Below are 26,633 nucleotides of genomic sequence, written 5' to 3' on the forward strand. Positions count from 1 at the left end.
CGGCTTGAAAATGCCAGCCGCCAGCCGGGCGTTCAATGCACCGGCAAAGCCGGTGCGTCATGCCGTGATTTCAATTGCCGCACGGATAATTGCGCCACGATGACGACGATGAGCAGCGATCCGACCGCAAGGTTCTGCATCCAGAACGGCGCGCCGAGACCCGAAACGCCACCGACAAGGAAGCGCAAGGTCAACAGGCCCACGAATATGCCTGTCACGGTGCCCCTGCCGCCTTCGAGCGCGATCCCCCCGATCAGGCAGGCGGTCACCGCCGACAACAAAAGCGTGTCGAAACCCAGCGGCGTCGCACTTCCGAGCTTGACGCACGAGATCGCACCGGCAAGGCCTGCCAGCGCACCGGATATCGCGAAGGCCACGACCATTGCACGCTTTATGGAGACGCCAGCAGCGCGGGCCTCGGTCCGCCCCCCGCCGATGGCCAGGACTTCCTTGCCCCAAACGGTGTAGCGAAGAAACGCAGCCACCAGAACGAACGCGCCGATCATGACCAGACTGGGGATCGAGAAGATTCCCAGAACGCTGGCAGACAGGAAATCGGTCTCTTCAAGCCGCTGTACCGGAATGTTGACCGTGTTCTCCCCACTCATGAAGAGCGCCAGCCCGCGCAGGCCGATAAGGCTTCCAATGGTGAAGACCAGCGAATTGATGCCCGTTATCGCGATGACGAGCCCTTGTGCCGCTCCGAAGACACCCGCGATGACGACGCCGAGGACGATGGCTGTCACCATTCCAACCTCTGCCCCATTTATGAAGTTCAGCGTGACGACACCGATCAATGCCGCAAGAGACCCCACGGAAAGGTCGAATTCGGCTGCCAGCATCGTTACGCCGATCCCAAGCCCGGTCAGCCCGATCACCACCGCTCCATCGAGCAAGGCGGCAACACCCCTGACCGAATAATACGACGGTATGAACAGGGCGAAACCGACGTAGACGAGGATCATCAATCCGGTACGGAACATGACGTCCATGAAGATTTCTCTGCGGCTCATCAGCGTTTCCCCTGCAAGTAGTGGTAGCCGAGCGTCGAGGCGACGACCAAGGCTCCGATGACCATCATTCGCTGGCCGCTCGTGAAGGCATGCAGGAGCATGTAATTCTGGAGCAGCGCGATGAACACGGCTCCAAACGCAGCCTGCAACGGTGATCCGCGGCCACCCTGGAGCGCTATCCCGCCCACGAGGATCGCGGCGACGACATCGATATTGAGACCCGGAAACATCGTGGCGGTCGCACGACTGAACTGGGCAGCGCCCGATATGCCCACCAGCGCGCAGCATAGACCGAACACGCTCATCGCGACAATAACGACCAGGGTCCGGTTGAGCCCCGTGGCCTGGGCGGTGTTCTTGTTCGCGCCCATCAGCAATATCTTTCGTCCGTATCGTGTTTTCTTCAGGACAACCCAGCCGATGAGGGCGAGAATGACGAAGGCCCAGCTCTGCATCGGAATTCCGAGGGGTCTGCCGGTTCCGAGCCATTCGGCCGCATTGGAGCCAAGCAGCATCTGCTTGTTTCCGCTTACGACCGATGCGAGGCCCTGAAACAACGCTCCGAATGCGAGGCTGGTGATGATCGGGTCGGCGCCGCGGGAAATCACGACACCCTGGATCGATCCGAAGACCACGGCGGCAACAAGCGTGATCATGACGCTGGAGACGACATCGAAGCCCGCTCCCATGAAATACGCGAAGATGCAGGCGGCCAGGACCGCCAGTTCCTCGGCGCTCAAGGCGAAGAGGTTACCGGAAATCGTGATATAGGACATGCCGACGGCGACGATCCCGGTGATCGACGCGGCGCGCACGATCACGAGCAGATTGTCGAGCGTCAGGAAGCCGGGCGTCGTCAGGCCGCCGAACAGAAGAAGTGCGAGGATGCCGATGCCAACGAAGGCCAGGCTAAGCTTCCTTCGCCGGGCGAATGTATTGCCATCGCCGGCATCGATGGGGGCGAGGTTCTGTATGAGCAATCGCGATATCATGCGGCGACCCCTGGAGAGTTGGTTTCCGGGTGCGTGACGTCGCGCATCAGCGCCGGCAGGTCGATCGCCTCCGCCTCGCACTGTCTCACAATCTTTCCCCGGAAGAAGGTGACAACCGTATCCGACAGACCAAGCACCTCCTGGTTGTCGGAGGAGCACATGATGACTGCGAGCCCCTTTTCGGTGAGAACGCGCAGGTGGCGGTAGATTTCGGCGCGCGCACCGACATCGACGCCTCGGGTAGGTTCCTCGACGAGAAGGATCGAGGGGCTGATCCCGATCCATTTTCCCAGGGCGACTTTCTGCTGATTGCCACCCGACAGGTTGCCCGCCAGACTCTGTAGCCGGTCGATCCTGATATTGAATTGCTGCGCGAGTTGCTCGGCCGTCGCCTTTTCCCGGGCGGCGCTGATGACGCCGCCGGGCGAAATCCTGTTCAGGTTCGTCGACGTCAGATTCTCGACGAGGTTGCGGCCCGCGAAGATCCCGTCCTTCTTGCGGTCGTCCGAGCAGTAAGCAATGCCCAGTTCGATGGCGGCGCCGGGATCCCGGTGGTTCACGGTCTTCCCGTCCATTGCGATCGATCCATCCAGCACGGGATTGAGCCCCGCGATCGCACGAATGACGGCGTTCGCGCCGCAGCCGAGCTGACCCGCAAAGCCAAGGATCTCCCCGCGCTTCACTTCCATGTTCACTGGCGATTCCATTCCCGCAACGCGCAGGTTCCTCAGGCTGAGGATCGGCTTGCCGAGTTCCGTTGCCCGCGGCGGGAACATCTCGTTCAGGCGGCGTCCCAGCATGCTCGTGATAAGCTGCTCGATATCGAGTGTGGCCACCTCCACCGGATCGAAACTACTGCCGTTTCGGAAGATCGTCACGCGGTCGGCGATTTCGAAAACTTCCCCGAGCCGGTGCGTGACGTAGATGACGGACCGCCCTTCGCTCGCCAATTTCTTGACGACGCCGAGCACTTTTTCGATCTCCACGTCGGACAAGGCCGCGGTCGGCTCGTCGAGGATGAGGATTTTCGCGTTGCGCGACAGCATCCTGGCGATTTCGACGAGTTGCTGTTTCGCGACCGACAGGCCTCCCGCAAACGACGACGGGTCGACGTCGCCCAGTCCGACGAGCTCCAGATACGGCTTCACCTTCGCGGCAAGACGCCTGTCCGTCCAGAACGGACCGTGGACGTGTCCGCCAAGGCAAATGTTCTCGGCGACGGTCAGCGACGGAACGATACTCAATTCCTGCGACACATAGGCTATCCCGGCTTCGAGCGAATGCTGCGGCGATCGCAGCTTGACGCTCCTGCCTCCGATCTCGATCGAGCCGCTGTCCGGTTGCGCCAGTCCGGCGATAAGTTTGACGAGCGTGCTTTTGCCGGCGCCATTCTCGCCAAGCAGCGCCATGACCTCGCCTTCGCGCAGGTTGAAATCGACACCCTTGAGCGCCACCAGCGACCCATAGGACTTCTTGACGGAAGTCATGCGTAACAAATCGGACCTGTGCAAGATTCCCTCCCTGCAAGCCGCTCCCGCCTGTTGCGAGAGCGGCGTTCTCGTTATTTTAGTAGTTGCAGAGTTCGTCCATCGTCCAGCCCCACAGCCTGAAGCCTTCGACGGCCTCCTTCGAGTTGCCGACCGGCGGGCTGGGGATGAAGTTGTAACGCGAGATGTCGCCCTCGTCCGAAGGCGGCGCATCGGGCGTCGCTTCGGCATAGACCTTGCCGTCCTTGACGACGCCGGTCTTGAGATACCTGTGGAGCGTCTGCATCGTATACCAGCCCTCGAGATAGGCGCCCTGCACTTCGGTGCCGATGACATGACCCGACGTGAGGTCGGACGTGTCGCCGTGGCATGTGCCGCCGATTACAAGCACGTCCTTGCCCGGAGTCTTGCCGACTTCGGTCAGCGCCTGCACGATGCCGGACGCCAGGCTGTCGTTCTGCGTATAGACCCAGGTCACATCGTCCTTGACCGGCGGAATGATCTGCGAGCCAACCTTGTAGCCATCCTGCGAGGTAAAGCCCGCCGGCTGTTCCTGAAGCACCTCGAGCTTGCCGTCGACCGTCTCGCGAAACGATTTCGCGCGATCGGCGCCGGCTGAGAAGCCCGCCGGGAACGTCACGATCAGGCCCTTGTCACATTTCACCGTCGAGCTTTCGTCACAGGCCTTCAGCAGCATTTCGGCGGCAGTCTTTGCATTGGCGAAATCGTCGATCCCGGCATAGGCGGTCCATAGAGACTCCGTTCCTTCCAGCGGATACTGATTGGCGAAGATAACCGGCTTGCCCGTCCGTGAGAGCGAGCGCAGCGAATTCGTGCCGGCCGCGTTGATGAAGGGCCACCAGATATAGCCGGCCGTATCCGCGCCGGCGGCCAGTTCCTGCTGAACGGCAGCGTCCTGCTCGGACTGATCGCGCGTCGTTTCGATGAAGCTGGCTTCATATCCCAGGTCAGCAGCCTTCTTCTTGAGCCCGGACTGCCATGCCGCGATGTAGTTGTCGGTGCTCGGCGGAGAGAAGACGACAACGCGGCCATCTGCATAGGCAAGCGCCGGGGCAGCGAGCGCGACACCTGCCGCCAGAGCTGCGGACATCACGCGGTGACGAAATTTCTTCGTGCTGTTTGCTGTAGTGGCCATCCTGTTCCTCCCGAGTGGCTCTCTTCAACTTCTGAAATCTGATCGTTCCGGCACATGCCTGCCCTGAAAGGCAATCCACGCATGCGCAACGCGACCGTCCGGACCAAAGCGGCATTCGATGCGAGCTTCCTCCCGAAACCTCCAGATGCGGTTTGACCGCGCTGGGGAAGATCGTCCGTCTGGCCTCCGGGGTCCAATAATCAGTTGAGAACAATCCGATCTGCTGAAGAGATGACAGCCGCGCCACAAACACCTCGGGGGCCGGCGTCGCCGCCGGCCCCCGAGCTTACTGGGAGAAAGCCCCGGCTCACTCACCCGGCATCGGCTTCAGGACCGCAGCCTTGCTTTCCGTCTCATGAACCACACGCCCGCGGCTGACCTCGTTCATCCTGAGATTGTACTGGTCCAGCGCGACCGCGAAGAACAACACGGCACCCTTGATCACGAGCTGATAATATTCCTGCACATTGAGGAGCGTCATGCCGTTCGAAAGGACGCCGATCAGCAGCACTCCGAAGATCACGCCGGTAAAACGGCCTTCTCCACCCGCAATACTGATGCCGCCGAGAACCACCGCGGTAATAACGTCCATCTCGAAGCCTGTCGCGGTGTTCGGCTGTCCGGTGTTAAGGCGGGAGAGCAGGATGATCCCCGCGACCGCACTGAAAAACCCGGCGATGACGTAACTGATAATCAGGTAGCGGCCGACAGGTACGCCGGAAAGACGCGCCGCCTCCTGATTGCCACCGATAGCGTAGAGATAACGTCCGTACTTCGTGTGATTGAGCAGAATCCATCCGATCGCCATCATGACGACCATGATGATCACAGGGACGGGGACAATACCCACCATGCCTCGGCCGATGACGGCAAAACCGGACGGGAATCCGAAGATTGGCAGGCCGCCGGTCAGAATGAAGCAGACGCCGCGTGCTGCGGTCAGCATAGCAAGAGTGGCAATCAGCGGGGGAATACGAAGCGCGGTGACTGCCAAACCGTTCACGAGGCCAACGGCAACACCCGTGAGCAGACCGAGCACGATTGAGGGGATGATCCCGATATCGAGATAGGTCATGCCCAGCGCCGCAACGACGCCAGTTAGCGCCAGCGTCGATCCGACGGATAAATCGATACCGCCGGTCAGGATGACCAGCGTCATGCCGACGGCGGCAATCCCGAGCATGGCGACCTGCCTCAGGATATTGGTCAGGTTCTGCTGCGTCAGGAACGCTTCAGACATCGTCGAAAAATAGACGACCAGAAGCAGAAGGATGAGAGCCATCCCGAAACGGGAGGCCACCGAACGAAATGATGACATATGCAATCTCCATTCTTCCTAGCTTGCGGCCAGTTCCATGACTTGATCTTGGGTTGCAGGCGTGGCGAGTTCGCCGACGATGCGTCCGCGGCTCATGACGAGGATCCGGTCCGCCATGCCGAGCAGTTCGGGCATGTCGGACGAGATCATCAGGATGGAAATCCCCTGCCGGGTGAGCTCCCGCATGAGTTCGTAGATCTCATGCTTGGCGCCTACGTCGATACCACGCGTTGGCTCATCGAAAATCAGTATTTTCGCGTTCGTTTCCAGCCATTTGGCCAGAACGACCTTCTGCTGGTTGCCGCCACTCAGCACCTTGACGCGCTGCTCCATCTTCGGCGTCTTGATACGCAACTGCTCAATGTATTTCGACACGACGGAACGCTCGCGCGTTTCGTGCACCAGCCGGAAACGAAGAAACCGGTTCATGGATGCAAGCGTGACGTTTTCTTTGACGGACATATTCAGAAGCAGGCCCTGCTGCTTGCGATCTTCCGGGATAAGCCCGATACCCTGGCGGATCGCATCCAATGGCGAGGCGATCGCACATCCCACGCCATCGATGGCGATCGCGCCGCTTCGCACCTGATCGGCGCCGAAGATCGCCCTGACGAGTTCGGTTCTGCCGGCGCCGACCAATCCGCCGATCCCGAGGATCTCACCCTCGAACAGATGAAAACTGATGTCGTCGACGTCGTCGCTGCTCAGATTGCAGACTTCCAGCACCTTCCGTCGGGTCGCATGCTTGCCGTCCGGATATGTCTCGTTGAGCGCGCGGCCGACCATTGCGGAAACGAGGCTCTTGCGGTCTGTCAGGCGTGTCGGCGTCGTCATGACGAAGCGGCCGTCGCGAATGACGGTAATCCGGTCGGTCAGGGCGAAGATTTCCTCGAGGCGATGCGAGATGTAGATGATGGAGATACCCTTGGCCTTCAGCCGCGCGATCAGCGCAAACAGCGTATCGGCCTCACGCCCCGAGAGGGGAGCCGTCGGCTCGTCCATGACGAGGAGCTTGACGTTTCTCGATACGGCCTTGGCGATCTCGACCATCTGCTGGTAAGCCACCGTCAGTTCGCGTACAGGCATACGCGGATCGAGGTCGATCCCGAGGCTTCGGAGCAATTCGCCTGTCTTCGCCACCATTTGGCGCGATTTCAGGAAAGGCCCGAAGGTCTCTTCCTGGCCCAGCGCGATATTCTCGGCGATGCTGAGATAGCCGACGAGATTGAACTCCTGGTAGATCACGCCGATGCCGAGTTTCAAGGCATGGCGCGGGTCGAGATACGGAAAGCTTTCCCCATCATAGGCGATCGTCCCGACATCCGGCTTGATTGCGCCCGCCAGCACCTTGATGAGAGTGGACTTGCCGGCCCCATTCTCGCCCATCAGGCCATGGACCTCGCCTCTTTCGACAACGAGATCGACAGCGGTCAAGGCGGCCACGCCGGGGTAGCTTTTCGAAATTCCCCGCATTTCGAGGATCGGTTTGGTCATCGGCCTGGTCCCTGCGAACTGTGATTGCAGATAGGTGGACGCCCGGCATGCCATCATGCCGGGCGCAGCGATCCTACTGTTTGCGATAGACCTTCACCGGCACCACTTGCTTGTACTCGACCTCCTCGCCCTTGATGAGTTTCAGGGCAAGATCGACATCAAGCTTTCCGTTTTCGTAGGGAACGTTGTCGACGCTTGCGCGAAAGGCGGTACCGGCTTCGATCCGGTCCTTGGCTTCGGCGGTCGCATCGACGCCTCCGATGAAGAACGTGTCGGAACTCCGGTCGGCCGACTCGACCGCGGCAAGCGCCCCCAGCGCACTGGAATCATTGTGGCCGACGATGACATTCAGATCGGGATTGGCCTGTAGCACGCTTTCCGTCACTTGCATGCCTTCCTGGGTGTTCAACGCGGGCTGATCGGCCACGATCCTGGCGTTGGGCGCCTTTTCCGCAATGCCTTCCTTCATGCCTTCCTTGCGGGCGATGACCTGCGGATTACGATCGTTGTTGAGGATCAGGACTTCGGCTTCCCCGCCGAGCTTCTCCTTGATCCAGTTCCCGGCTTCCACACCGATGGTATAGCCCATGTCACGCTCATCGGCCGAAACCCAGATATCGGCGACCGGCAGTTCCATGGATTGCGCGACGATCTTGATGCCGCGCGCCCGTGCTTCCGTCAGCGCCGCACGCGTCGCTTCCGGATTGAGCGCGGCAATGATGATCGCGTTGCAGTTCAGCGCAGTGAAATTCTCAAGAGCCTCAAGCTGTTTTGAGACTTCGGCATAGGGATCGTTGACGACGAGTTCAGCGCCATTGGCTTCAGCCTGTTCCTTCGCACCCCTGACGAGATCGACCCAGTATGGATTGGTCTGGTCCCAGGTGCTGATGCAGATTTTCGTGTCGGCCGCATGTGCAGCCGCAGCCGAAAAAATGGACGCGACAAGGCATACGCCCCCAAGTAGACGATTCATGATTTCCTCCCGTTTGAAGCGTGGTTCCCGCCAGCATAAGCCGCCCCTCAAGTCCGGTTCTTCAGAACGCCAACAGAAATCACGGGGGAGAGTGTGTGTGGCTTCTATCCGGCGATCAATCTGCGTTTGGTGATTGAACCAATCGGACGAACCGAACAGTGCATGCACCCAAGGGACCTCAACCGATCGCGAACAGATGGATCAGGAAGAGGCTGATGGCCGTGAGGAACAGCAGAGACAGGCCCACCGCCGCCGTGAGCCGCGGCCCAGCCTTGGCGACGGAACGAAAATCGACGCCGAGGCCGAGCGCCGCCATGGAGATCGTGGTGAGAACCTTTGCCACCTCGTTGGTCGGGCCGATGAAGGATTGCGGTATCAGGTCGGCGGATCGCGCGATCGCCATCAGGACGAAGCCGATGATGAACCAGGGAACGCATTGGCTGATAACCGCCAGGCGCGATCTCTTCTTCATTCCGTGCCGCTCCCAGAGAAGTTCCTCCGGACTGGCGCAGAACGCACCACGGCTTGTCAAAAGTGACAGGACGATGGTCACCGGACCGAGCATCAGAACGCGTACGAGCTTGACAACGGTTCCGATCTGGTTGGCGAGAAGATTCACCGGCATCGTCGCCGCCAGCACCTGTGGAACAGCATAGACGGTGAGGCCGACGAGAACACCGTATTGCGTGAAGGTGAGATTGAGAAGCGGGATGATCAGCGGCAGCAGCAGGACGATCAGAACGCCGAAGACGGCCGTGAAGGCAATGGAGGATGCGACCTCCCTGCCCTCCGCGCCGACGACCGGAGCAACGGCGGCGATCGCCGAATTGCCGCAGATCGAATTGCCGCATGCCACCAGTATCGACATCCGCTTCGACAGGCCGAGCAAGCGTGAGCACGCATAGCTGAACACGATCGTCAGCATGACGACCAGCACGATTCCAAGAAGGGTCTGCGGGCCGAGCGCCATCACCGTGCCGAAACTCAGCGCCGCGCCGAGCAGGACGACAGCGACTTCGAGTAGGAATTTGCCGCTGAACCGGATTCCGGATTCCCACCTGTCGCCCGGAGCCCAGGCCGTACGGACGATCACGCCGAGGATGATCGCGATGACCAGGGCTTCGAGATAGACGTGATCGAGGTAAAATTCTTCCAAGGCCTGCAGGAAATAGGCAATGCCCGATATTCCCGCGCATAGGAACAGTCCCGGGGCAAAGCGCAACAGCTTCACGTTCATTTCGCCCCCTAGCAGGTCCCTATCAGGCAATGACAACACGCTTCCGCAGATTGCGCTGCGAAATCCGGATCGCTACTCATGCGGAATGATGGCCCCGCCATCGCTGTGTCCGGCGCCTGGACCGTCGATCGAAATTCATACGGCCGCGCGGCCGCTCAGATGTGGCGGTATTTCCGGTCGAAATACATCAGCGCATGGGCCTCGTCGTGAAGGGAGATGGCAAGCACCGTGCAGAAGATGATGCTATGCGTTCCGACGTCCGTAACGTCATCCATCCGGCAATCGAAGGAGACCGCCGCGTCCTCCAGGACAGGCGCACCGGAAACCAGCGTCGTCCAGGTGGCGGTCGCAAACCGCTCTTCCATCGAAGTCTTGCCGCCGAAAAGCTGCGAAAGCGCCTCATGCCCCGGACGCAGCGAATTGACGCAGAGCGCACGGTTCTTCGCGAAAGCCGGATAAACCGACGCGGATCGGTTCAGACACACCAGCAGCGTCGGCGGACTGTCGGTCACGCTACAGACGGCGGACGCGGTGAAGCCTGCCTTGCCGGCAGGTCCATCACTTGTGATCACGTTGACGGCAGCGCCGAGCCGCGACATCCCGTTGCGGAATTCCTGCTTCTCGACAGCCCCCGTCGGCGGAACAAGCCTCGCCTCCTTGCTTTCGATCAACATCGCTTGCATCCTCCCATATGATGTTTCCGCCGAACGGCGCTCTCTGCCGCACGCGGCGGGCAGGACCATTCGAGGTGATGCGCGGATGATCGCAAAAGGCGGCCCGTTGATCCAATGCAGACTAACGAACGGTTCATTCGCCAGAGGTGATCGATGGCGTCCGGATGAGATCGATGCCGGCCGCGATCCCCGGCGGCCTGTTGGCGGCACTCCTTCACCGTCACCTTGATCTTCGGATCAATCGGAAGCTTCGAGAAATGCTCCCTTCTGAGAGCGGCGTTTCCGGCACATTCCCGGCTGGATCGACGACAACCGAGTTGGCCTTGATCTGCGATTGGAAATTCAACGGCGTGACGAGCAGTTCGTCCCGGAATCGGTTCTCCGTCGTGTCGAATTCCAGCAGCGGCTCTCGAGGAAACAGCCCACCGGGAATGGGGGGCAGTTCAAGTATCGAGCGCGTCAATGATCGTCGATGAAAGTCATGTTTTCCCTGCTGGTGAGAGACCGCAGGAACTCCGAAGGGGTAAAATCGCCGACCTGCCGTAAGCAGCACAGGGATGACGCCGAAATGACCTTCGCCGTCATCACCGAAATCGCCCGCCGGAAGGGTTGGGAGGCCTCAGGCCGCCTGGAACCTGACGGCGTCACGGCCCTTGAGCTTGAGGATTTCGCGCGCCTGGTCCGGCGTCGCGACGCTGAGGCCGAGGCCCTCGATGATCTGCGCCACCTTGCGGACCTGCTCGGCATTCGACCTGGCAAGCACGCCCTTCTCGATCCACAGACTGTCTTCCAGCCCGACGCGCGCATGCCCGCCCATGGAGATGGAGTGGGCCGCGATGCGGAACTGGCTGGCGCCCGCGCCCAGAACCGACCATTCGAAATCGCTGCCGAAGAGACGGTCGGCCGTGCGCTTCATGTGGGCCACGTCTTCTGGATGCGTGCCGATACCGCCCAGAAGACCGAAGACGGACTGGATGAAGAACGGTGGCTTCAGCAGGCCACGATCGGCGAAATGCGCGAGATTGTAGAGATGGGCGATATCATAGCACTCGAATTCGAAGCGGGTGCCATGCTCGTAGCAAGCCTGGAGTACATATTCGATATCGGCGAAGCTGTTGCGGAACACGAGATCACGCGTGCTTTCCAGATGCTTCGGTTCCCATTCATGCTGGAACGTCTTGTATTTGTTGAGAAGCGGATAGAGGCCGAAATTGATCGAGCCCATATTGAGCGAGGCGAGCTCCGGCGCAAATGAGACGGCCGGGCGAACACGCTCTTCCACTTTCATGAACGGGCTTCCGCCGGTGGTGAGATTGACCACTGCATCCGTGCCGGACGCCACGGACGGCAGAAGCCGCGCGAAGCCTTCAGGGCTCTGGTCCGGCCGGCCGTCCTCGCGGTTACGGGCATGGATATGCAGGATAGCGGCGCCGGCTTCGGCGGCGGCAAGCGCTTCGGCGATGATCGCCTCCGGCGTCACCGGCAGATATGGCGACATGCTGGGCGTATGAATGGCGCCGGTCAGGGCACAGGTGATGATGACGGGACGACCCTTGGACATTGCTGCGATCCGTCTTGACTGAGTGATCAGAGAGTTTCGACGTTGCCGTCGACACCGATGAGCTGGCCGGAGATGTTGCGCCCGGCCTTGGAGAGCAGAAACGCCGTCGTCGTCGCGACATCCTCGGGATCGACCATGCGGCGCAGGGAAATGTTCTGGAGATAGCGGTCGCGCATCTCTTCCACCGGCACGCCAACCTGCGCTGCGCGCGACGAGATCACGTTCTCCATGCGCGGGCCGGCGACGATGCCGGGCAGAAGCGCATTGACGCGAATTTTGGAGGATCCGAGTTCCTTGGCAAGGCTGAGCGTGAAACCGACCACACCGAACTTCGCCGCCGAATAGGGCGTGCGATAGGCATAGCCGTGCCGGCCGGCGGATGATGACATGTTGACGATAGCGCCGCCGCCCGCCGCCTTGAGCAGGGGCACCGCGGCACGCGTACACAGGAACTGACCCGTCAGGCAGATGTCGAGCGTCCGGCGCCATTCCACCGGATCGATCTCGTCCACTCCGCCGGTCGGGCCGGCAATACCGGCATTGTTCACGAGGGCATCCAGACCGCCGAGCTTTTCGCCGGCCGCCTCGAACAGGCGGGCGACGTCATCCTCGTTCGACACATCCGCCTTCATCACCACAGCATCGGGAAAGGCCGTACGGAACGCATCGAGCGCGGCATCTGACACATCACACACCGCAAGGCGGCAACCGTGGCCCACCAGTTCGCGCGCGATAGCGAGGCCGATACCGCCCGCGCCGGCGGTGATCAATACGCGCTGACCGGCAAGGCCGAGCGTCAAGGATGAAGCCTGGCCTTCCATCAGCAACAAGCCCCCGGAGCGAAGACGGGCAAATGTGTCATGGGACGTTCCTCCAATTCGAGCGGTCGTTTGTTGTATGATTTGATCATAGATCAAAAATCAATCTATCTTCAAGTGTGAAAGTTTTTGCGTTATGAAGGCTTCGGGACGCACCACGAGCGCAGCCATTCGAAAGGCCGCAGGGGGAATTCATGAGTTCATTACCAATCACGCCAATCGCCCACGCCACGATGCACGAGCACGTCTACAAGCGGCTCTGCGACCTCCTTCTCGAGGGCAGCATCGCGCCGGGGCAGATGGTCACCATCAACGGACTGGCGGAATCCTTCGGCGTGAGCGCCATGCCCATCCGCGAGGCATTGAAGCGACTGACGGCCGCCAATGCCCTCACCGTCGTCTCGGGCCGCACGATCGGCGTGCCGAACCTGGATGCCGACCGGATTCGCGACCTGCGCCGCGTGCGGCTTCTTCTCGAGCCGGCGGCCACGCGCTGGGCGGCGGAGCGTATCGACGACTCGTTTCTCGCCGACCTCAACGAAGCGCTGTCGGAACTGGAAAAGGCAGCCGCCGACATGGACCGCGCCCGTTACGTGCGCAGCAACCACCGCTTCCACTTCACCATCTACCGCCACGCGAAGTCCGAAACGGCGCTCAGCGCCATCGAGATGTTGTGGCTGCGCGTCGGTCCCTCGTTCCACCTGCTGCGCAAGGAAAACCAGTACCGCTACTCGAACATGATGCACCAGGCGGCATTCGACGCCTTCAAGAAGGGTGATGCGGACGCCGCGGCAAAGGCCATCCAGAGCGACATCGAAGACGGCATGGACAGCCTGCTGGCACTCCTCTGATCAGCCGTTGGACGAGTAGCCGCCATCGACGGGAAGTGCGACGCCGGTGATGAAATCCGCCGCTGGCGAGCACAGGAAGAGGGCTGCGCCGGCAAGATCATCCGGGCGTCCCCAACGGCCGGCCGGCGTTCTCGCAAGCACACGCTCGTGCAGACCGGGGATCTGGACCTTCGCGCCGGCCGTCAGGTCCGTGTCGATCCAGCCGGGCAGGAGCGCGTTCACCTGAATGCCATCCTTCGCCCAGGCCTGCGCCAGCGACTTCGTCAGCTGCACGACGCCGCCTTTCGCCGCCGCATAGGGCGCGGACATGGCCGAACCGAACAGCGACAGCATGGACCCCACATTGAGGATTTTGCCGCCGTTGCGGGTCATCACGGGGTAGGCCTGCTGCGACACGAGAAAGGCCGTGGTGAGATTGATGGAAATCAGCGCGTTCCACTCGGCAAGCGAATAGTCCTGCGGGAGCTTGCGATCATTGGTGCCGACATTGTTGATGACGATGTCGAGCCTGCCATGGCGCGACACCACCTGCTCCACCATGGCAGCGACCTGATGCTCATCGGTCGTGTCCGCAACCACGGCCAGAGCCGGCGCGCCGTCTTTCAATGAAAGCAGCACCGATGCCTCTGCATTCTTGCGCGCATCTCGCCCGCCGATCGCCACGATCGCGCCTGCGCCATGCAGCGCCTTCGCCATGGCAAGCCCGATGCCACCATTGCCGCCTGTGACCAGCGCCACCTTGTTGGACAGATCGAACATTCATGCCTCCCTGGAAGAAAGACCGGGCGGCAATCCGCCCGGCACATGTTATGGACGTTTAAGCGTCGGATCAGCGACCGGTCCAGCCCGCATAGTCGTTGACGTTTTCGCGCGTCACCAGCTTGGGTTCGACGAGCGTCAGCTTGTTTTCCGGCGCCTTGTCGTTGATGAGATCATAGCCGAGCTTCACGGCAAGCTGCGCCATGCCATAGGGATCCTGGCTCGCGGACGCCTGGACGAGCGTGTCGGACTTCAGCGCCTCGACGATATCCGGCGCACCATCGACGGACGTGATGATGATGCCGTCACGGCCGAGCTGCTTGGCGGCGAGATCGCTGCCCAGTGCCTGCGGATCGCAGCAGGCGAAGACGCCATCAATCGTCGGGAAGCGGGTCAGGTCGCTCAGCATCACAGCCATGCCGCCTTCGCGCGAGCTCTTGCCGTCCTGGTTATCCGCCAGCACGTTGATGCCGCTGTTGGCCGCGAATACCTCCTTGCAGCCCTTCACCCGATCGATGACGGCCGAGTTTTGCGGGCCGTTCTGGATGACGACGTCACCCTTGCCCTCGAGCTGATCGACGATGAACTGGCAGGCGATGGCGCCGGCCTTGACGTTATCAGTCGTGACGATGATGTCGGCATTGGCCACACCCGTATCGACGGCGAGGACCTTGATGCCGGCAGCCTGTGCGCGGGCGACGGCCGGTTCGATGGCGACCGGGTCGCCGGGCGTGATCACGATCAACTCGACACCGGCGGCGATGAAGTTGTCGATCTGCTCGAACTGCTTGTTGAGGTCCAGCTCGAAGCCGAGCGTGGTGGCGCGGACATTCGGGTTGATCGCCTTGGCCGCATCTTCGGCACCCTTGGCAAGGGCGACGTAATACGGATTGCCGAGCGAGCCGACCGAGATGCCGATACCGTTGAGGTCTTTGGCCTGGAGCGGCATGCTGCTCATGGCGAGAAGCGCCAGAGCCGGGAGGATACGAAACTGCATGTGAATTCCCCTTTTGTTTGCAGTAGATGATCCCTGCGGAGCAGGATTTTCGGCCCCCGGAAGGGCGGAAACGGTTACTGGCGCAGCTTGTCCAGAATGACGGCGCCGATGATGACGAAGCCCTTGATGATGTACTGCCAGACATCGCTGACACCGAGCAGCACGAGCCCGTTGGTGAGCACGGCGATGATCAGCGCGCCGATCAGCGTGCCCCAGATCGAGCCGACACCGCCGATGAAGCGCGTGCCACCGAGAATGACCGCCGCGATGGCATCGAGTTCGTAGGACTGGCCGAGTTGCAGACCGTTCGCCGCATAGAGGCGCGAGGCCGACATCACGCCGCCAAGGCCGGCGAGCAGGCCCGAAATCCCGTATGTGAAGAGAATGATCTGCCAGACGCGGATGCCGCTCATGCGGGCCGCCTTCGGATTGCCGCCGACCGCGTAGATCCGCACGCCGAGCACCGTGAAGCGCAGCACCAGCCAGGATGCGACGACGACGGCAAGTGCGATGACCACCATCCATGGAATGCCCATGAAGGTACCGTTGCCGATGACGGCAAAAGGCAAATCGCGGTTGAAGACCGTCTGGTCGTTGCCGAGCAGGCGCGCGAGACCACGCACCGCCGTCAGAGCACCGAGGGTGACGATAAACGGTTGAAGGTTGAACACCGAAATCAGCGTGCCGTTGGCAAGGCCGAGGAGAAGGCCCACGCCAAGCGCCAGCGTGACGGTCCCAAAGGCGCCGAAACCCGGATCGAGCGAGGTGAGCACGCCCACCATGGCAGCAGCCGCCAACACCGAGCCGACCGACAGGTCGATGCCGCCCGTAATGATAACGAAGGTCATGCCCGCAGCCAGCACGATGTTGATCGACGCCTGCTGCGCGACGATGGCCACGTTCTGGACGGAAAGGACACGTCCCGCACCCCAGGCCGAGGCAAAATCGCCGGTCAGCAGATAGCCGCTCATCAGTTGGAAGGCGATGGCCAGGATGATCAGGATCGGCAGCATGCCCACCGCGCGCACGAAGGAGCTGACACGCTGCTGCTGAACGGCCGGTGGAGGAAGAGACTGGGTTTGGCTTTGCATGATATCTGGCCCTTCTAGGCTCTTGCTGTGATGGCGTCCGACCCCGTGGCAATGCCGATGATCGCTTCCTGCGATATCGCCACGCCGGAACCGCCGCCCACTTCACCGGCGATCCGCCCCTCCCGCATCACGAGGATGCGATCGGAAAGACCGATGAGTTCCGGCAGTTCGCTCGAGATCACGAGCACCGCGGCCCCCTCGGCCGCGAGATTGTTGATGATCTTGTAGATTTCCGATTTGGCACCGACATCGACACCGCGTGTCGGCTCGTCGAGCAGGATGACCCTCGGCTTGCGCTGGAGCAGGCGCGCCAGCAGGACCTTCTGCTGGTTGCCGCCCGAAAGCGTTCCGACGATCGTCTCAGGCCCGCGTACGCGAATATTCATCGCAGCAATCGCCTGGGCGCTGCGCTTCGTCCCCGCCGAAGCGTTGAGCACTGTCGCTCCCGTGGCATCGTCGGCGATGACGTTGAGATTGATGTTGCTGTGCACCGACATGTCGAGCAGCAGCCCCAGTCCCTTCCGGTCCTCCGTCAGATAGGCGATGCCGGCGTCGATCGCATCGACCGGTCCCTTCAGACACAGCGGCTTTCCACTGAGCGTGACCGTGCCGGTTTGCGGACGGTCAGCACCGTAAATGAGGCGGGCGAGTTCCGTCCGGCCGGCGCCGACAAGGCCGGCAAGACCGAGGATTTCGCCGGCGCGGATTTCCAGGCTGCAAGGCCCAAGCCAGCCACCGTCGCCCACACCGTCGACGGAAAGAACGACCGGCGCGTCGTCCCGCACCACCCGCTCGCTCCCCTCTTTCGTATAGAAGGTCGAGAGATCGCGACCCACCATCATCGCGACCAGCTTCTCGGCCGTGACGTCGGCGCGGTCGAGCTCGCCGATGAACGCGCCATCGCGCAGCACCGAAACGCGATCGGCAAGCTCGTAGATCTCGTTCATGCGGTGGCTGATATAGATGACCGCACGGCCCTCGGCGCGCAGCTCACGGACAATGGCAAAGAGCCGGTCCGTCTCACGCAGCGAAAGCGATGTCGTCGGCTCGTCCATGACGATCACGCGGGCATCGGCCATCAAGGCACGGGCGATCTCCACCATCTGCTGCTCGGCGACCGACAACGTGCCCACCTTGCGATCCCGTGCCCAGGCAAGACCGAGACGCTCCAGAACGGGCTCACATCGTGCGCGCATCCTAGCCCGCGACCGGAAGCCGAGGCAGGCGGATTCGTTGCCCAACGTCATGTTCTCCATGACGGTGATGTTATCGGCAAGCGCCAGCTCCTGATGGATGATGGCGATGCCCAGACGACGCGCATCGATGGGACTACGGATGGGCTTTACAGCGCCATCGACCAGGATTTCCGCGCCGGCGTCTGCGGATAACATCCCGCAGAGAATGCTGGTAAGTGTCGATTTTCCGGCACCATTCTCGCCCATCAGGGCGTGAACCTCGCCTGCGTGGACGGCGATGCGCACCTCACGCAACGCCCGGTGCGCACCGAACGTCTTGCTGATGTTGCGCATCTCGAGAAGGACCGGCGTTTCGCTCGCCGCTGTCGTTCGGCTGCTCATGGCCTTTCCTCCCGCTTTCAGGCGAGGAGCGCGCGGCGCGCGTTATCCGTTGCCGTGCGGTCGACCCCGCCATCCTCGCCAAGAATGACGCCGAACAGTTCCGCCGCCTTTTCGCGGGAGAAATACCCTTCGCGGACATCGCCAACGACAAGCGCTTCATCCCGTTCCGCCGGCTGGCCGTAGCCGCCACCGCCGGAGGAGATGGAGATGATGCGCTCCTTCGCCGATAGAGCGACGCCCGTGCAGGCAGGTTGAGCCTCGAGGCTGCCGTCTTCCATACGCTTCAAGGCTCCGGTCGGCGCGCCGGACAGGCCGCCCACGGCACCCTGCGCGGCGTTGATCATGCCATCGGCATTGTAGAAGACCTTGAGGCTCGCGCCTTCCGCCGGTCCGAACTCGACACGGACGGAGGGCGCCCCGCGGAACTTGCCGGCCCCCGCCGTGTCGGTGAGAATGCGGCGCTCCCAGACCGTGATGGGATAGCTCAGTTCGTCCACTTCCACGCAATCGTGGCGGCAGAGACCGGCGTTGCCGACATGGATAAGCGTCAACCAGCCATCCTGGTGCGGTGTCGCAGGGCCACCCGTGATGCCGAGATGCACCTGATTGACATAAACAGTGTTGTCACGCCGCGGGTCGCGCCCGGAAATGACGCCGCCGGCCGGCGGAAAGATCGGTCCGCCCTCGGCCATGCCGAAGCCCGGCGATATCTGCGCGATCGCGACCTGAACGGGGCTCGCGACGCGGTCCGCAAGATTGGTCGTCGCCACCGAGCAGCTGAACGGATGCCGCGGAATGCCGACGACGCAATTTTCCCGCAGGTGAACCGTCAGGCGGCGGAAGGAACCGGCATTGGCCGGGATCGTGTGATCGCCGAGCGCATTGAAAATGCCGACCAGCGCCGCGCTGCGCGAGGTGCCTTCCGTGAGATTGAGACCGCAGGGCAGGCAATCGGGATTATCACGCAGGTCAACCTCGATACGACCGGCTACAGCATCCACCGTGACCTTGACGTCGACCGGGATGCCGTCCGGCGCGCCGGGGAACGGATCATGCATCGAGGAAACGATCGCGGTTCCGCTGTTCAGGCGACCGATGGCCGCCGTGATCCGGCGCTCGGAGTAATCGAACCAGTCCTCGACATGCTGGGCGAGCTTTTCCCAACCCACTTCCTTGCCGAGATTGAGCAATTCATGCTCGCCGATACGCACGGCGCCCAGCGAGGCGAGGTAATCGCCCCACCAGATATCCGGTACGCGAATGCGCGCCTGGCACATGCGGATGACATCGCCGATGTCCTTATAGTCGCTCTGGATCTGCACGGCCGGAAAGATGAGCGCACCTTCCTGATAGACGTCCTCGGCGTCGCCGATATAGGTGGTCGGCTTGGAGTTGCCACAGTCGGCCTGGTGCGCCTTGGCGAGAACGGTGTAGCGATGGATACCCTCATCATCGATAACCGGCACGACGAGGCAATGGTCGGCGGCATGCGAATTGCCGTGATAGGGCGAATTGTGCAGGAAAGCGTCGCCGCGCTTCAGCACGGGATGCATCTCGCTGACATAGCGGGCAATCTCGTCAGGCCCGGCCATCACATGGGCGGGCAGGCTGACCGCCCCCGCGATGAGACGGCAGTCAGCCGTCAGAACCACACAGGAAAAGTCGTGGCCGCTGTTGAGAACGCCCGAACGGGCGGTGCGGAACAGGGTATTGGCCATCTTGCGGGCAATCGCGTCGATGCGGCTTGCAAGGATCGCCATCTGGACGCCGGATTGGCTGTCGGTCTTTGTCATCGTCAAATTCTCCGACTTCACAATTGCACCACCAGGCCGCCGCCCGCGCTACGCTGCGCGGTCGCACCCGGATCGATCACCACGGTCGTCACGGCCGATTCCACGATGGCGGGGCCGGCAAGCGCCTCGCCCGGCGTCATCTCGTCGAAACGACGCACGTCCACCTCGGTCCAGCCCTTGCCGGCGAGATAGATCGGCCGACGCAGGTCGTGCTCGGCCGTCTCCACGACGATCGGCTGATGTTCGGCCTCGTTTTGCAACTTGCAGCGCACATAGGCGCGCCAGGCGATGATCTCGATACCCGACTGGTCGTCGGAGATCTGGAAGAGCGTGCGGTGTTCGGCATGGAAAGCCTGCACGAGTTGCGCAAGCGCCTCGGCCTTCGAAAGGTCTTCATCCGGCACGGCGATCTCGATTTCCCAGACCTGCTTGGGATACCGGGCCTCGACGGCGATCTCGATCGACGTGGAAACGGCGCCCTGGCCATAGGTATCGATGAAGGTCTGGCACCGGCCCTTGAGTTCGGCGATCACATCGGCCGCAGCCACGGCATCGAAACCGGCGCTCGACATGTAGCGGATCATGGTGAACTCGCCATAGAGGTCCGACATCAGCGCGCCGACCGCGCTCAGCGTGGCGCCGGTCTCCGGCACCAGCACCGAGCGGCAGCCCAGCCGCTGACCGACGGCGACGGCGTTGAGCCCGCCAGCTCCGCCGCCACCGATGAGGGCTGCGGATGACGCATCCACGCCCTGGTTGACCGAAATCTCCTCGATCGCGCCGACCATCTTTTCCGTGGTCAGCGCCATGACGGCCAGCGCCGCCTCCTCGACACTGACGCCGAGCTTGCTGGCGACGTTCACATCCAGGGCCTTGCGGGCGTTTTCCAGGTCGAGCACCATCTTGCCGCCGAGGAAGAACCGGGGATCGAGATAACCGAGAATGACCGCGCAGTCCGTCACCGTCGGCAAGCTGCCACCTCGGCCGTAGCTAACGGGACCCGGCGTCGAGCCAGCACTCTGCGGGCCGACATGCAGCAACCCGCCCTCGTCGACCCAGGCGATCGAACCGCCCCCGGCGCCGACGCTCGTCACGTCCACGGACGGGAAGCCGGTCATATGCCCCTGGAACGGCTGGCCGATCCACGTTTCCTTCGTGCGCGGAATGCGACCGTTGCGAACGATGGAAACGTCATAGCTCGTGCCGCCGGTATCCGCGACGATGGCGATCTGGCTTTTCGCGTCGCGCTTCGCATAGAAGCGGCCGGCAACCGGCGCCATGGCAGGTCCGGAATTCAGCGCGTGGATCGGCGAGCCGACGACCGCGTCGGCATCCATCACTCCGCCCTGCGAGGTCACCATCAGAAGGCGCCCCTTGAAACCGGCGCCGGTTAGGCGGGATTTCAGGTTACCAAGATAGGTCTGCATTGTCGGCTTCAGCGACGCATCCATGCAGGCCGCTGATGCGCGGCGATATTCGCGCAGCGTCGGGTTCAGCTCGTGCGACAGGGTATAGGGAACGCCCGGCAGAACCTCCTCAATCAGTTGGCCGATGCGCTGCTCGTGCGCACCATTGGAAATGGACCACATGAGGCAGACACCGATCGCCTCGGCACCGATCGACTTGGCCTTGGCAAGTGCATCGCACACCGACGCCTCGTTGAGCGCCTCGATGATCGCGCCATCTGGTCCGATACGCTCGTCGATCTCGAAGGTCTGCGCGCGCGGAATATAGGGAGAGGGATAGGGAACGGAGTAGTTGAATGGATCCGAGCGCCCGCCCTCGCGGATCACGAGCACATCCGGATGGCCCTTCGTCGTCAGGAAGACCGTCTTTGCCACGTTGCCCGTCAGCACCGCATTGAGCGAACGGGTGGTCGCATGCATGAAGCTGTGGACGCGGGCAAGCAGATCGGCCCGGTCCTGTCCGAAATGCTCGGCGGCAAGCGTGATGGCGTTGAGAATGCCTTCGCCCGGATCATGCGGCGTCGTAAGGCTCTTGAAAATTCTGATCTCATGATCTGTAGCGACAGCGAGGTCGGTGAAGGTTCCGCCCGTATCGCACGACATACGAATGCCCATTGGCAACAGTTCCCACTTTTCTTTGCATCCGGGCCCTGGAAGGTTCCGATTGACTTTTGATCAATGATCATATTGTTCTCGCTGTTGAGCGCCGCTGTCAAGACCGTTTTCGAATGTTCGGTTCAAAGACCGCCGGCAGCGGGTCCATGACGCCAGGGAACGGCGCGTGAACCCGTCGAGCGAGACGCCGGTTTTTCAGAGTAAAACAGGAGGGATGCAGTGCCAGAAGGACTTTTGTGGGTACCGGATGCGGACCGGATCGCAGCATCGAATCTTTACCGGCTGATGAAAAGCGCATCGGCTGTCGCCGGCAGGCCACTCACCTCCTATGCCGCCCTTCATGCCTGGTCGGTCGAAGAGCCCGGCCCGTTCTGGTCGCTCGTCTGGGATTTCGCGGATGTGATCGGCAACAAGGGGTCCTGTCCGCTCGACAATCCGGGACCAATGCAGGAGGCACGGTTCTTCCCGGAGGCCGCACTAAACTTCGCCGAAAACCTGCTGCGCAAACGCGGCCAGGAGGATGCGCTCGTGTTCTGGGGCGAGGACAAGGTGAAGCGGCGCCTCTCCTGGGACGAACTCCACGCATTGGTCTCGCGCCTCCAGCAAGCCTTGAAGGCACATGGTGTCGGGCCTGGCGACCGTGTCGCAGCCATGCTGCCCAACATGCCCGAAACGATCGCCGCCATGCTGGCCACGGCTTCCATCGGCGCCGTATGGTCCTCCTGCTCGCCGGATTTCGGAGAACAGGGCGTCCTCGATCGCTTCGGCCAGATCGAGGCGAAGGTTCTGTTCGCCGTCGACGGCTACTGGTATGGCGGAAAGAAGATCGATGTCCGCGACAAGGTTGCCGCGATTGCCGAGCGCCTGCCCGATCTCAAGACCACGCTCATCGTCAATTATCTCGGCACCGCGAACGAGGCCGCCAGTAGGGTCAGGAACGGAATTACTCTCGCCAATGCGCTGGCCACGTTCGACGCGCAGGACGTGACATTCGAACGGCTGCCCTTCGCCCACCCGCTGTGCATCCTGTTTTCATCAGGAACGACGGGCATTCCCAAATGCATCGTGCATTCGGCCGGCGGCACCCTGCTGCAGCATGTGAAGGAGCATCGTTTCCACGCGGATCTGCAGGACGGCGACCGGCTTTTCTACTTCACCACCTGCGGCTGGATGATGTGGAACTGGCTGGTGTCCGGTCTTGCATCCAACGCGACGCTGCTGCTCTACGATGGTTCGCCCTTTGCACCGGACGGCAATATCCTCTTCGACTATGCCGATGCCGAATGGATGACCTACTTCGGAACCTCAGCGAAATTCATCGATACGCTACGCAAATCCGGCTTGCGCCCAGTCGAAAGCCATGACCTCTCGACGGTGAGGACCGTCTCTTCGACCGGCTCGCCGCTCACGTCGGAGGGCTTCCGTTTCGTCTATGAAGGCATCAAGCCGGACGTGCATTTCGCATCGATTTCCGGTGGGACCGATATCGTGTCCTGCTTTGTGCTCGGCGTTCCGACGGAACCGGTCTGGGCCGGCGAAATCCAGGGACCGGGTCTCGGCATGGCGGTCGATGTCTGGGATGACGAAGGCAAGCCCATTCGTCAGGAAAAGGGCGAACTCGTCTGCACGAAGCCCTTTCCGGCCATGCCCGTGATGTTCTGGAATGATGCAGACGGCGCAAAGTATCGCGCCGCCTATTTCGAGCGTTTCGACAACGTCTGGTGTCATGGCGATTTCGCGGAATGGACAGAGCACGACGGCCTGATCATTCATGGCCGCTCGGACACGACGCTCAATCCCGGCGGCGTGCGCATCGGTACCGCCGAGATCTACAACCAGGTCGAGCAAATGCCGGAAATCCAGGAGGCCCTCTGCATCGGGCAGGATTTCGACGGCGATGTGCGGGTGGTCCTCTTCGTGCGCATGGCGGGCTCGAGCGTGCTCGACGACACTCTTGCCGAAGCCATAAGGCGGAAGATCCGATTCGGCGCCAGCCCCCGGCACGTGCCGGCAAAGATCATCGCAGTCGCCGATATCCCGCGCACGAAATCGGGCAAGATCACCGAGCTTGCCGTTCGCGACATCGTGCATGGCCGGCCGGTCAGGAACAGGGAGGCCCTTGCCAATCCAGAAGCGCTCGACCTCTACAAGGGGTTGCCTGAATTGCGAGTCTAGCTGCTCCTGCCGAAAGTTCGGAATCGCGATGGCATCATCCAGGCACCTCTTTCCACCGGCACCAGACGCACACTTTGCCGGCCAAGGCCAGGTACGTTGGCGGCCTCCATCACGCGGTCGATAAAAGCCTCGCCCTGACCGGAGCCGGGCTTGAAGCCAAATGTCGCACACAGGCCAAGGATCATGTTGTCGAGCCGCACCCCCCGGGCCTCGACCAGGTGGTTGCGGGTCGTGATGACGCTGCATACGCCATGCGCGGTAACATGCACCTCCTTGTAGAACCCGGTCCTGGCCAACTGGGCCGGACCGGCTGCGTCATGAGGATCGGTCTTGTTCGCCTTCAATGCTTTCAGGCTCTGATGCGCCTGCCGTGCATCGATGCAGACGACGGGAATACCCAGAGCAGCCCATGGCAGATTGCCGGCGACATACGGCCGGTTTCGATCATCGCACGTTCGACGCCGCCAGCTTGGTGCAATGTATGGGCGATCATGGCGGGAACGCTCTCGACCCTTCATCGAGGCGATCTTCCTACCAGTTTCGTCGACAATGCAGACCTGCGTGGTTTCCATCGACAGGTCCAGTCCGGCATAATGTTCCATGGCTGCTTCCTTCCTTCAGCTTTCGACAGCCAGACGTGTGAGCCCTCTTTCAGCTCCGAGGGAAGCGGTCACAAATTACACGATGACTCATTGAGCAAAGCCAGAAGATGACGGCGGCCGCGATGCAGATGGCCGAGAAGAAGGTACCCTGCAAGACGGGCATGATGCACTTGGGTTAGCTTCTCTATACGACTGACATCGAAGCGGCGCGATGGGGGACGGCGCGCTATGACGGAGGTCGCTAGAATGCCCGCGATTTCGCATTCACATCTGCCGGATTCCGGCCCGGTCTTTGACCGACGTGGAATAGTCCGCCTGAGAGCAAGGATCAAATTGTGGCAAAGCGGAAAGGGACAACGGCAAGCAATGTGCGAGTGGTTTTCATGCCGTCCGACACCATGCCGACCTACGATCCGTCGAAGCCCGATTCGCGCCTCCGGGAATTCGTCCGAATGCTCGCCCCGGCAGGCTGCCCGCCAATTCGTTGAAGCCGAACAGGAGCGCGCCGTCCGCAAACGCCTCCGCAAATAGGGAGACTGTCTCATGAAAGCCGCGCTCTACGCCCGTTACTCTTCCGACAATCAGCGCGACGCATCCATTGAGGACCAGCTTCGCATTTGCCGTACCGCGCCGAGTGTGAGGGCTGGACTGTCGTTGACAGCCATACCGACCGGGCGATTTCCGGCTCGTCGCTGCTGCGGCCCGGTGTCCAGGAATTGATAGCCGATGGATTGAAGCGTCGTTTCGACGTGACCCTGACGGAATCGCTCGACCGTCTTTCCCGCGATAAGGAAGACATTGCCGGGCTGTACAAGCGGATGCACTTCGCCGGCGTCAGCATCTCACGCTCTCGGAAGGCGAAGTGAGCGAGCTGCATATCGGCCTCAAAGGCATGATGGGCGCGCTTTACATCAAAGACCTTGCCGACAAGACACTGCGCGGCCTGCGCGGCCGGATAGAGGTTGGCAAGTCGGGCGGCAGGCTTTGCTGATGTGGTGCGCCAGTTCGATCAGGCCGGAGAAGCCAGCCGCGGCGAGCGCACGATCAACGAGGCCGAAGCCAATATCGTACGCCGCATCTTCATGGACTATCCCGAAGGGAAGTCGTCTCGCGCCATCGCCATAACGCTGAACAGCGAAGGCGCGCCAGGGCCGCAAGGCAGCGAATGGGGACCGTCCACCATTCACGGCAATCCGAAGCGGGGAACCGGCATTCTCGACAACGAACTTTATATCGGCAAGCTGGTCTGGAACCGGCTGCGCTATATCAAAGACCCGGATAGGGGCAAGCGCGTCTCTCGCCCGAACTCGGAAAGCGAATGGGTTATCCAGGACGTTCCAGATCTGCGCATCGTCGATCAGTACATCTGAGACGCCGTGAGGGAACGGCAACAGAAACTCGCACATAATCCCTCGAAGGAGACTTCCGAGAACTTCATGTGCGATAGACGCCGGCCGAAGCATCTCTTCACCGGCCTCATCAAATGCGACTGCTGCGGTGACGGCCTCGACAAGCATTTGATGGAACCGGAATTGTTCAAGGATTTCTGCGAGAAATTCACGCGGGAAGTGAACAGAGCCCGCATGGATGCAAGGGTATCCATTGAGGTGGCCGGGGCAGAGATAAAGAAGAGCGATCGTGAACTTGAGAAGATCCTCGACCTTTATCTCAAGAACGCAATGACAGTGGGCATGGTGAAGTAACGCGGCGCGAAGCTAAAGGTGAAGAACTGGTTATCGTACTGCGCGGCGACCTGGCCGCAATCCTGATGTTTGCATCGGGCAAGCAGATCTCTGAATTCCTCAAGGAAGTAGAAGCGCTTGAGGCGTTGTTGGGAGGAAATGGGCGTAGTTTGGGGCGTAGAAACGCAAAAACCCCTGCACATGGAAATGCAGGGGTTTCGCAATTATCGTTGGTTGCGGGGGCAGGATTTGAACCTGCGGCCTTCAGGTTATGAGCCTGACGAGCTACCGGGCTGCTCCAC

Annotated in this window: 24 protein-coding genes; 6 read left to right on the plus strand and 18 right to left on the minus strand. The window is 61.5% G+C overall.

From position 1 onward, the window contains the following. Positions 1-32 precede the first annotated feature (32 nt). From KYK29_RS06455 to KYK29_RS06505, 11 genes are all read right to left on the minus strand, one after another. Positions 33-1,013: an ABC transporter permease gene (locus tag KYK29_RS06455; RefSeq protein ID WP_254690005.1), complete on the minus strand. Its 981-nt coding sequence runs from the start codon at positions 1,011-1,013 to the stop codon at positions 33-35. After that, on the minus strand, positions 1,013-1,993 hold the full coding sequence (locus KYK29_RS06460; protein WP_254690006.1) for an ABC transporter permease: 981 nt from the start codon (positions 1,991-1,993) through the stop codon (positions 1,013-1,015). Before KYK29_RS06460 ends, KYK29_RS06455 begins: the two co-directional genes overlap by 1 nt. Positions 1,994-2,001: 8 nt before the next feature. Next, entirely contained in the window at positions 2,002-3,516 is a 1,515-nt protein-coding gene (locus KYK29_RS06465) for a sugar ABC transporter ATP-binding protein (RefSeq protein ID WP_254690007.1), read from the minus strand. Between the two features lie 55 nt (positions 3,517-3,571). Then, positions 3,572-4,648 (minus strand): sugar ABC transporter substrate-binding protein, encoded by a 1,077-nt coding sequence (locus KYK29_RS06470; RefSeq protein ID WP_254690008.1) that lies wholly within the window; start codon positions 4,646-4,648, stop codon positions 3,572-3,574. A gap of 307 nt (positions 4,649-4,955) precedes the next feature. Continuing rightward, positions 4,956-5,966: an ABC transporter permease gene (locus KYK29_RS06475; RefSeq protein WP_254690009.1), complete on the minus strand. Its 1,011-nt coding sequence runs from the start codon at positions 5,964-5,966 to the stop codon at positions 4,956-4,958. 18 nt (positions 5,967-5,984) lie between these two features. Next, positions 5,985-7,460, minus strand: a complete 1,476-nt coding sequence (locus KYK29_RS06480) for a sugar ABC transporter ATP-binding protein (protein ID WP_254690010.1) — start codon at positions 7,458-7,460, stop codon at positions 5,985-5,987. A 73-nt stretch (positions 7,461-7,533) separates the two neighbouring features. Further along, positions 7,534-8,433 carry a sugar ABC transporter substrate-binding protein gene (locus KYK29_RS06485; protein WP_254690011.1) on the minus strand — a complete coding sequence of 300 codons (900 nt, stop codon included), beginning with the start codon at positions 8,431-8,433 and terminating at the stop codon, positions 7,534-7,536. A 178-nt stretch (positions 8,434-8,611) separates the two neighbouring features. Further along, a complete protein-coding gene (locus tag KYK29_RS06490) occupies positions 8,612-9,670 on the minus strand; it encodes a YeiH family protein (protein WP_254690012.1) in 1,059 nt (352 codons plus the stop codon). Positions 9,671-9,825: 155 nt separating this feature from the next. Continuing rightward, a complete protein-coding gene (gene rutF / locus KYK29_RS06495; RefSeq protein ID WP_254690013.1) occupies positions 9,826-10,353 on the minus strand; it encodes an NADH-dependent FMN reductase RutF in 528 nt (175 codons plus the stop codon). A gap of 610 nt (positions 10,354-10,963) precedes the next feature. Next, positions 10,964-11,905, minus strand: a complete 942-nt coding sequence (gene kce / locus KYK29_RS06500; RefSeq protein ID WP_254690014.1) for a 3,5-dioxohexanoate:acetyl-CoA acetone transferase — start codon at positions 11,903-11,905, stop codon at positions 10,964-10,966. A 26-nt stretch (positions 11,906-11,931) separates the two neighbouring features. Next, positions 11,932-12,726: an SDR family oxidoreductase gene (locus KYK29_RS06505; protein ID WP_254690015.1), complete on the minus strand. Its 795-nt coding sequence runs from the start codon at positions 12,724-12,726 to the stop codon at positions 11,932-11,934. A 191-nt stretch (positions 12,727-12,917) separates the two neighbouring features. Between KYK29_RS06505 and KYK29_RS06510 the strand changes: the two genes are divergently transcribed. Then, positions 12,918-13,574 carry a GntR family transcriptional regulator gene (locus KYK29_RS06510; RefSeq protein ID WP_254690016.1) on the plus strand — a complete coding sequence of 219 codons (657 nt, stop codon included), beginning with the start codon at positions 12,918-12,920 and terminating at the stop codon, positions 13,572-13,574. Here the strand turns inward: KYK29_RS06510 and KYK29_RS06515 are convergent, their stop codons facing one another. The 6 genes from KYK29_RS06515 to KYK29_RS06540 form a co-directional block, all read right to left on the minus strand. Continuing rightward, positions 13,575-14,333 (minus strand): SDR family NAD(P)-dependent oxidoreductase, encoded by a 759-nt coding sequence (locus tag KYK29_RS06515; protein ID WP_254690017.1) that lies wholly within the window; start codon positions 14,331-14,333, stop codon positions 13,575-13,577. Between the two features lie 70 nt (positions 14,334-14,403). Then, the gene (locus KYK29_RS06520; RefSeq protein WP_254690018.1) at positions 14,404-15,330 is read right to left on the minus strand and encodes an ABC transporter substrate-binding protein; all 927 of its coding nucleotides are present in this window, start codon (positions 15,328-15,330) and stop codon (positions 14,404-14,406) included. A gap of 74 nt (positions 15,331-15,404) precedes the next feature. Then, positions 15,405-16,421 (minus strand): ABC transporter permease subunit, encoded by a 1,017-nt coding sequence (locus tag KYK29_RS06525; protein ID WP_254690019.1) that lies wholly within the window; start codon positions 16,419-16,421, stop codon positions 15,405-15,407. Positions 16,422-16,435: 14 nt separating this feature from the next. Continuing rightward, entirely contained in the window at positions 16,436-17,998 is a 1,563-nt protein-coding gene (locus KYK29_RS06530; RefSeq protein WP_254690020.1) for a sugar ABC transporter ATP-binding protein, read from the minus strand. A gap of 17 nt (positions 17,999-18,015) precedes the next feature. Then, positions 18,016-19,791: a hydantoinase B/oxoprolinase family protein gene (locus tag KYK29_RS06535; protein ID WP_254690021.1), complete on the minus strand. Its 1,776-nt coding sequence runs from the start codon at positions 19,789-19,791 to the stop codon at positions 18,016-18,018. A gap of 17 nt (positions 19,792-19,808) precedes the next feature. Further along, entirely contained in the window at positions 19,809-21,872 is a 2,064-nt protein-coding gene (locus KYK29_RS06540) for a hydantoinase/oxoprolinase family protein (protein WP_254690022.1), read from the minus strand. 219 nt (positions 21,873-22,091) lie between these two features. Between KYK29_RS06540 and KYK29_RS06545 the strand changes: the two genes are divergently transcribed. Further along, the gene (locus tag KYK29_RS06545) at positions 22,092-24,047 is read left to right on the plus strand and encodes an acetoacetate--CoA ligase (protein ID WP_367880970.1); all 1,956 of its coding nucleotides are present in this window, start codon (positions 22,092-22,094) and stop codon (positions 24,045-24,047) included. On the opposite strand, the gene KYK29_RS06550 is transcribed toward KYK29_RS06545, so the two are convergent. After that, the gene (locus tag KYK29_RS06550) at positions 24,044-24,649 is read right to left on the minus strand and encodes a hypothetical protein (RefSeq protein ID WP_254690024.1); all 606 of its coding nucleotides are present in this window, start codon (positions 24,647-24,649) and stop codon (positions 24,044-24,046) included. The two genes, KYK29_RS06545 and KYK29_RS06550, sit on opposite strands and share 4 nt — an antisense overlap. A gap of 617 nt (positions 24,650-25,266) precedes the next feature. On the opposite strand from KYK29_RS06550, the gene KYK29_RS06555 reads away from it, so the two are divergent. The 4 genes from KYK29_RS06555 to KYK29_RS06565 all read left to right on the plus strand — a co-directional run bounded on the left by KYK29_RS06555 (position 25,267) and on the right by KYK29_RS06565 (position 26,352). Next, on the plus strand, positions 25,267-25,515 hold the full coding sequence (locus KYK29_RS06555; RefSeq protein WP_254690025.1) for a recombinase family protein: 249 nt from the start codon (positions 25,267-25,269) through the stop codon (positions 25,513-25,515). After that, positions 25,512-25,640, plus strand: a complete 129-nt coding sequence (locus KYK29_RS22460; protein WP_302795394.1) for a hypothetical protein — start codon at positions 25,512-25,514, stop codon at positions 25,638-25,640. The genes KYK29_RS06555 and KYK29_RS22460 overlap by 4 nt, the downstream gene beginning before the upstream one ends. After that, a complete protein-coding gene (locus tag KYK29_RS06560; protein ID WP_254690026.1) occupies positions 25,612-26,019 on the plus strand; it encodes a recombinase family protein in 408 nt (135 codons plus the stop codon). Before KYK29_RS22460 ends, KYK29_RS06560 begins: the two co-directional genes overlap by 29 nt. A 66-nt stretch (positions 26,020-26,085) precedes the next feature. Further along, positions 26,086-26,352, plus strand: coding sequence for a hypothetical protein (locus tag KYK29_RS06565; protein ID WP_254690027.1), 267 nt, complete (start codon positions 26,086-26,088; stop codon positions 26,350-26,352). Positions 26,353-26,633 lie beyond the last annotated feature (281 nt).

This window comes from Shinella daejeonensis (assembly GCF_024281235.1).
GTDB classification, from domain to species: domain Bacteria; phylum Pseudomonadota; class Alphaproteobacteria; order Rhizobiales; family Rhizobiaceae; genus Shinella; species Shinella daejeonensis.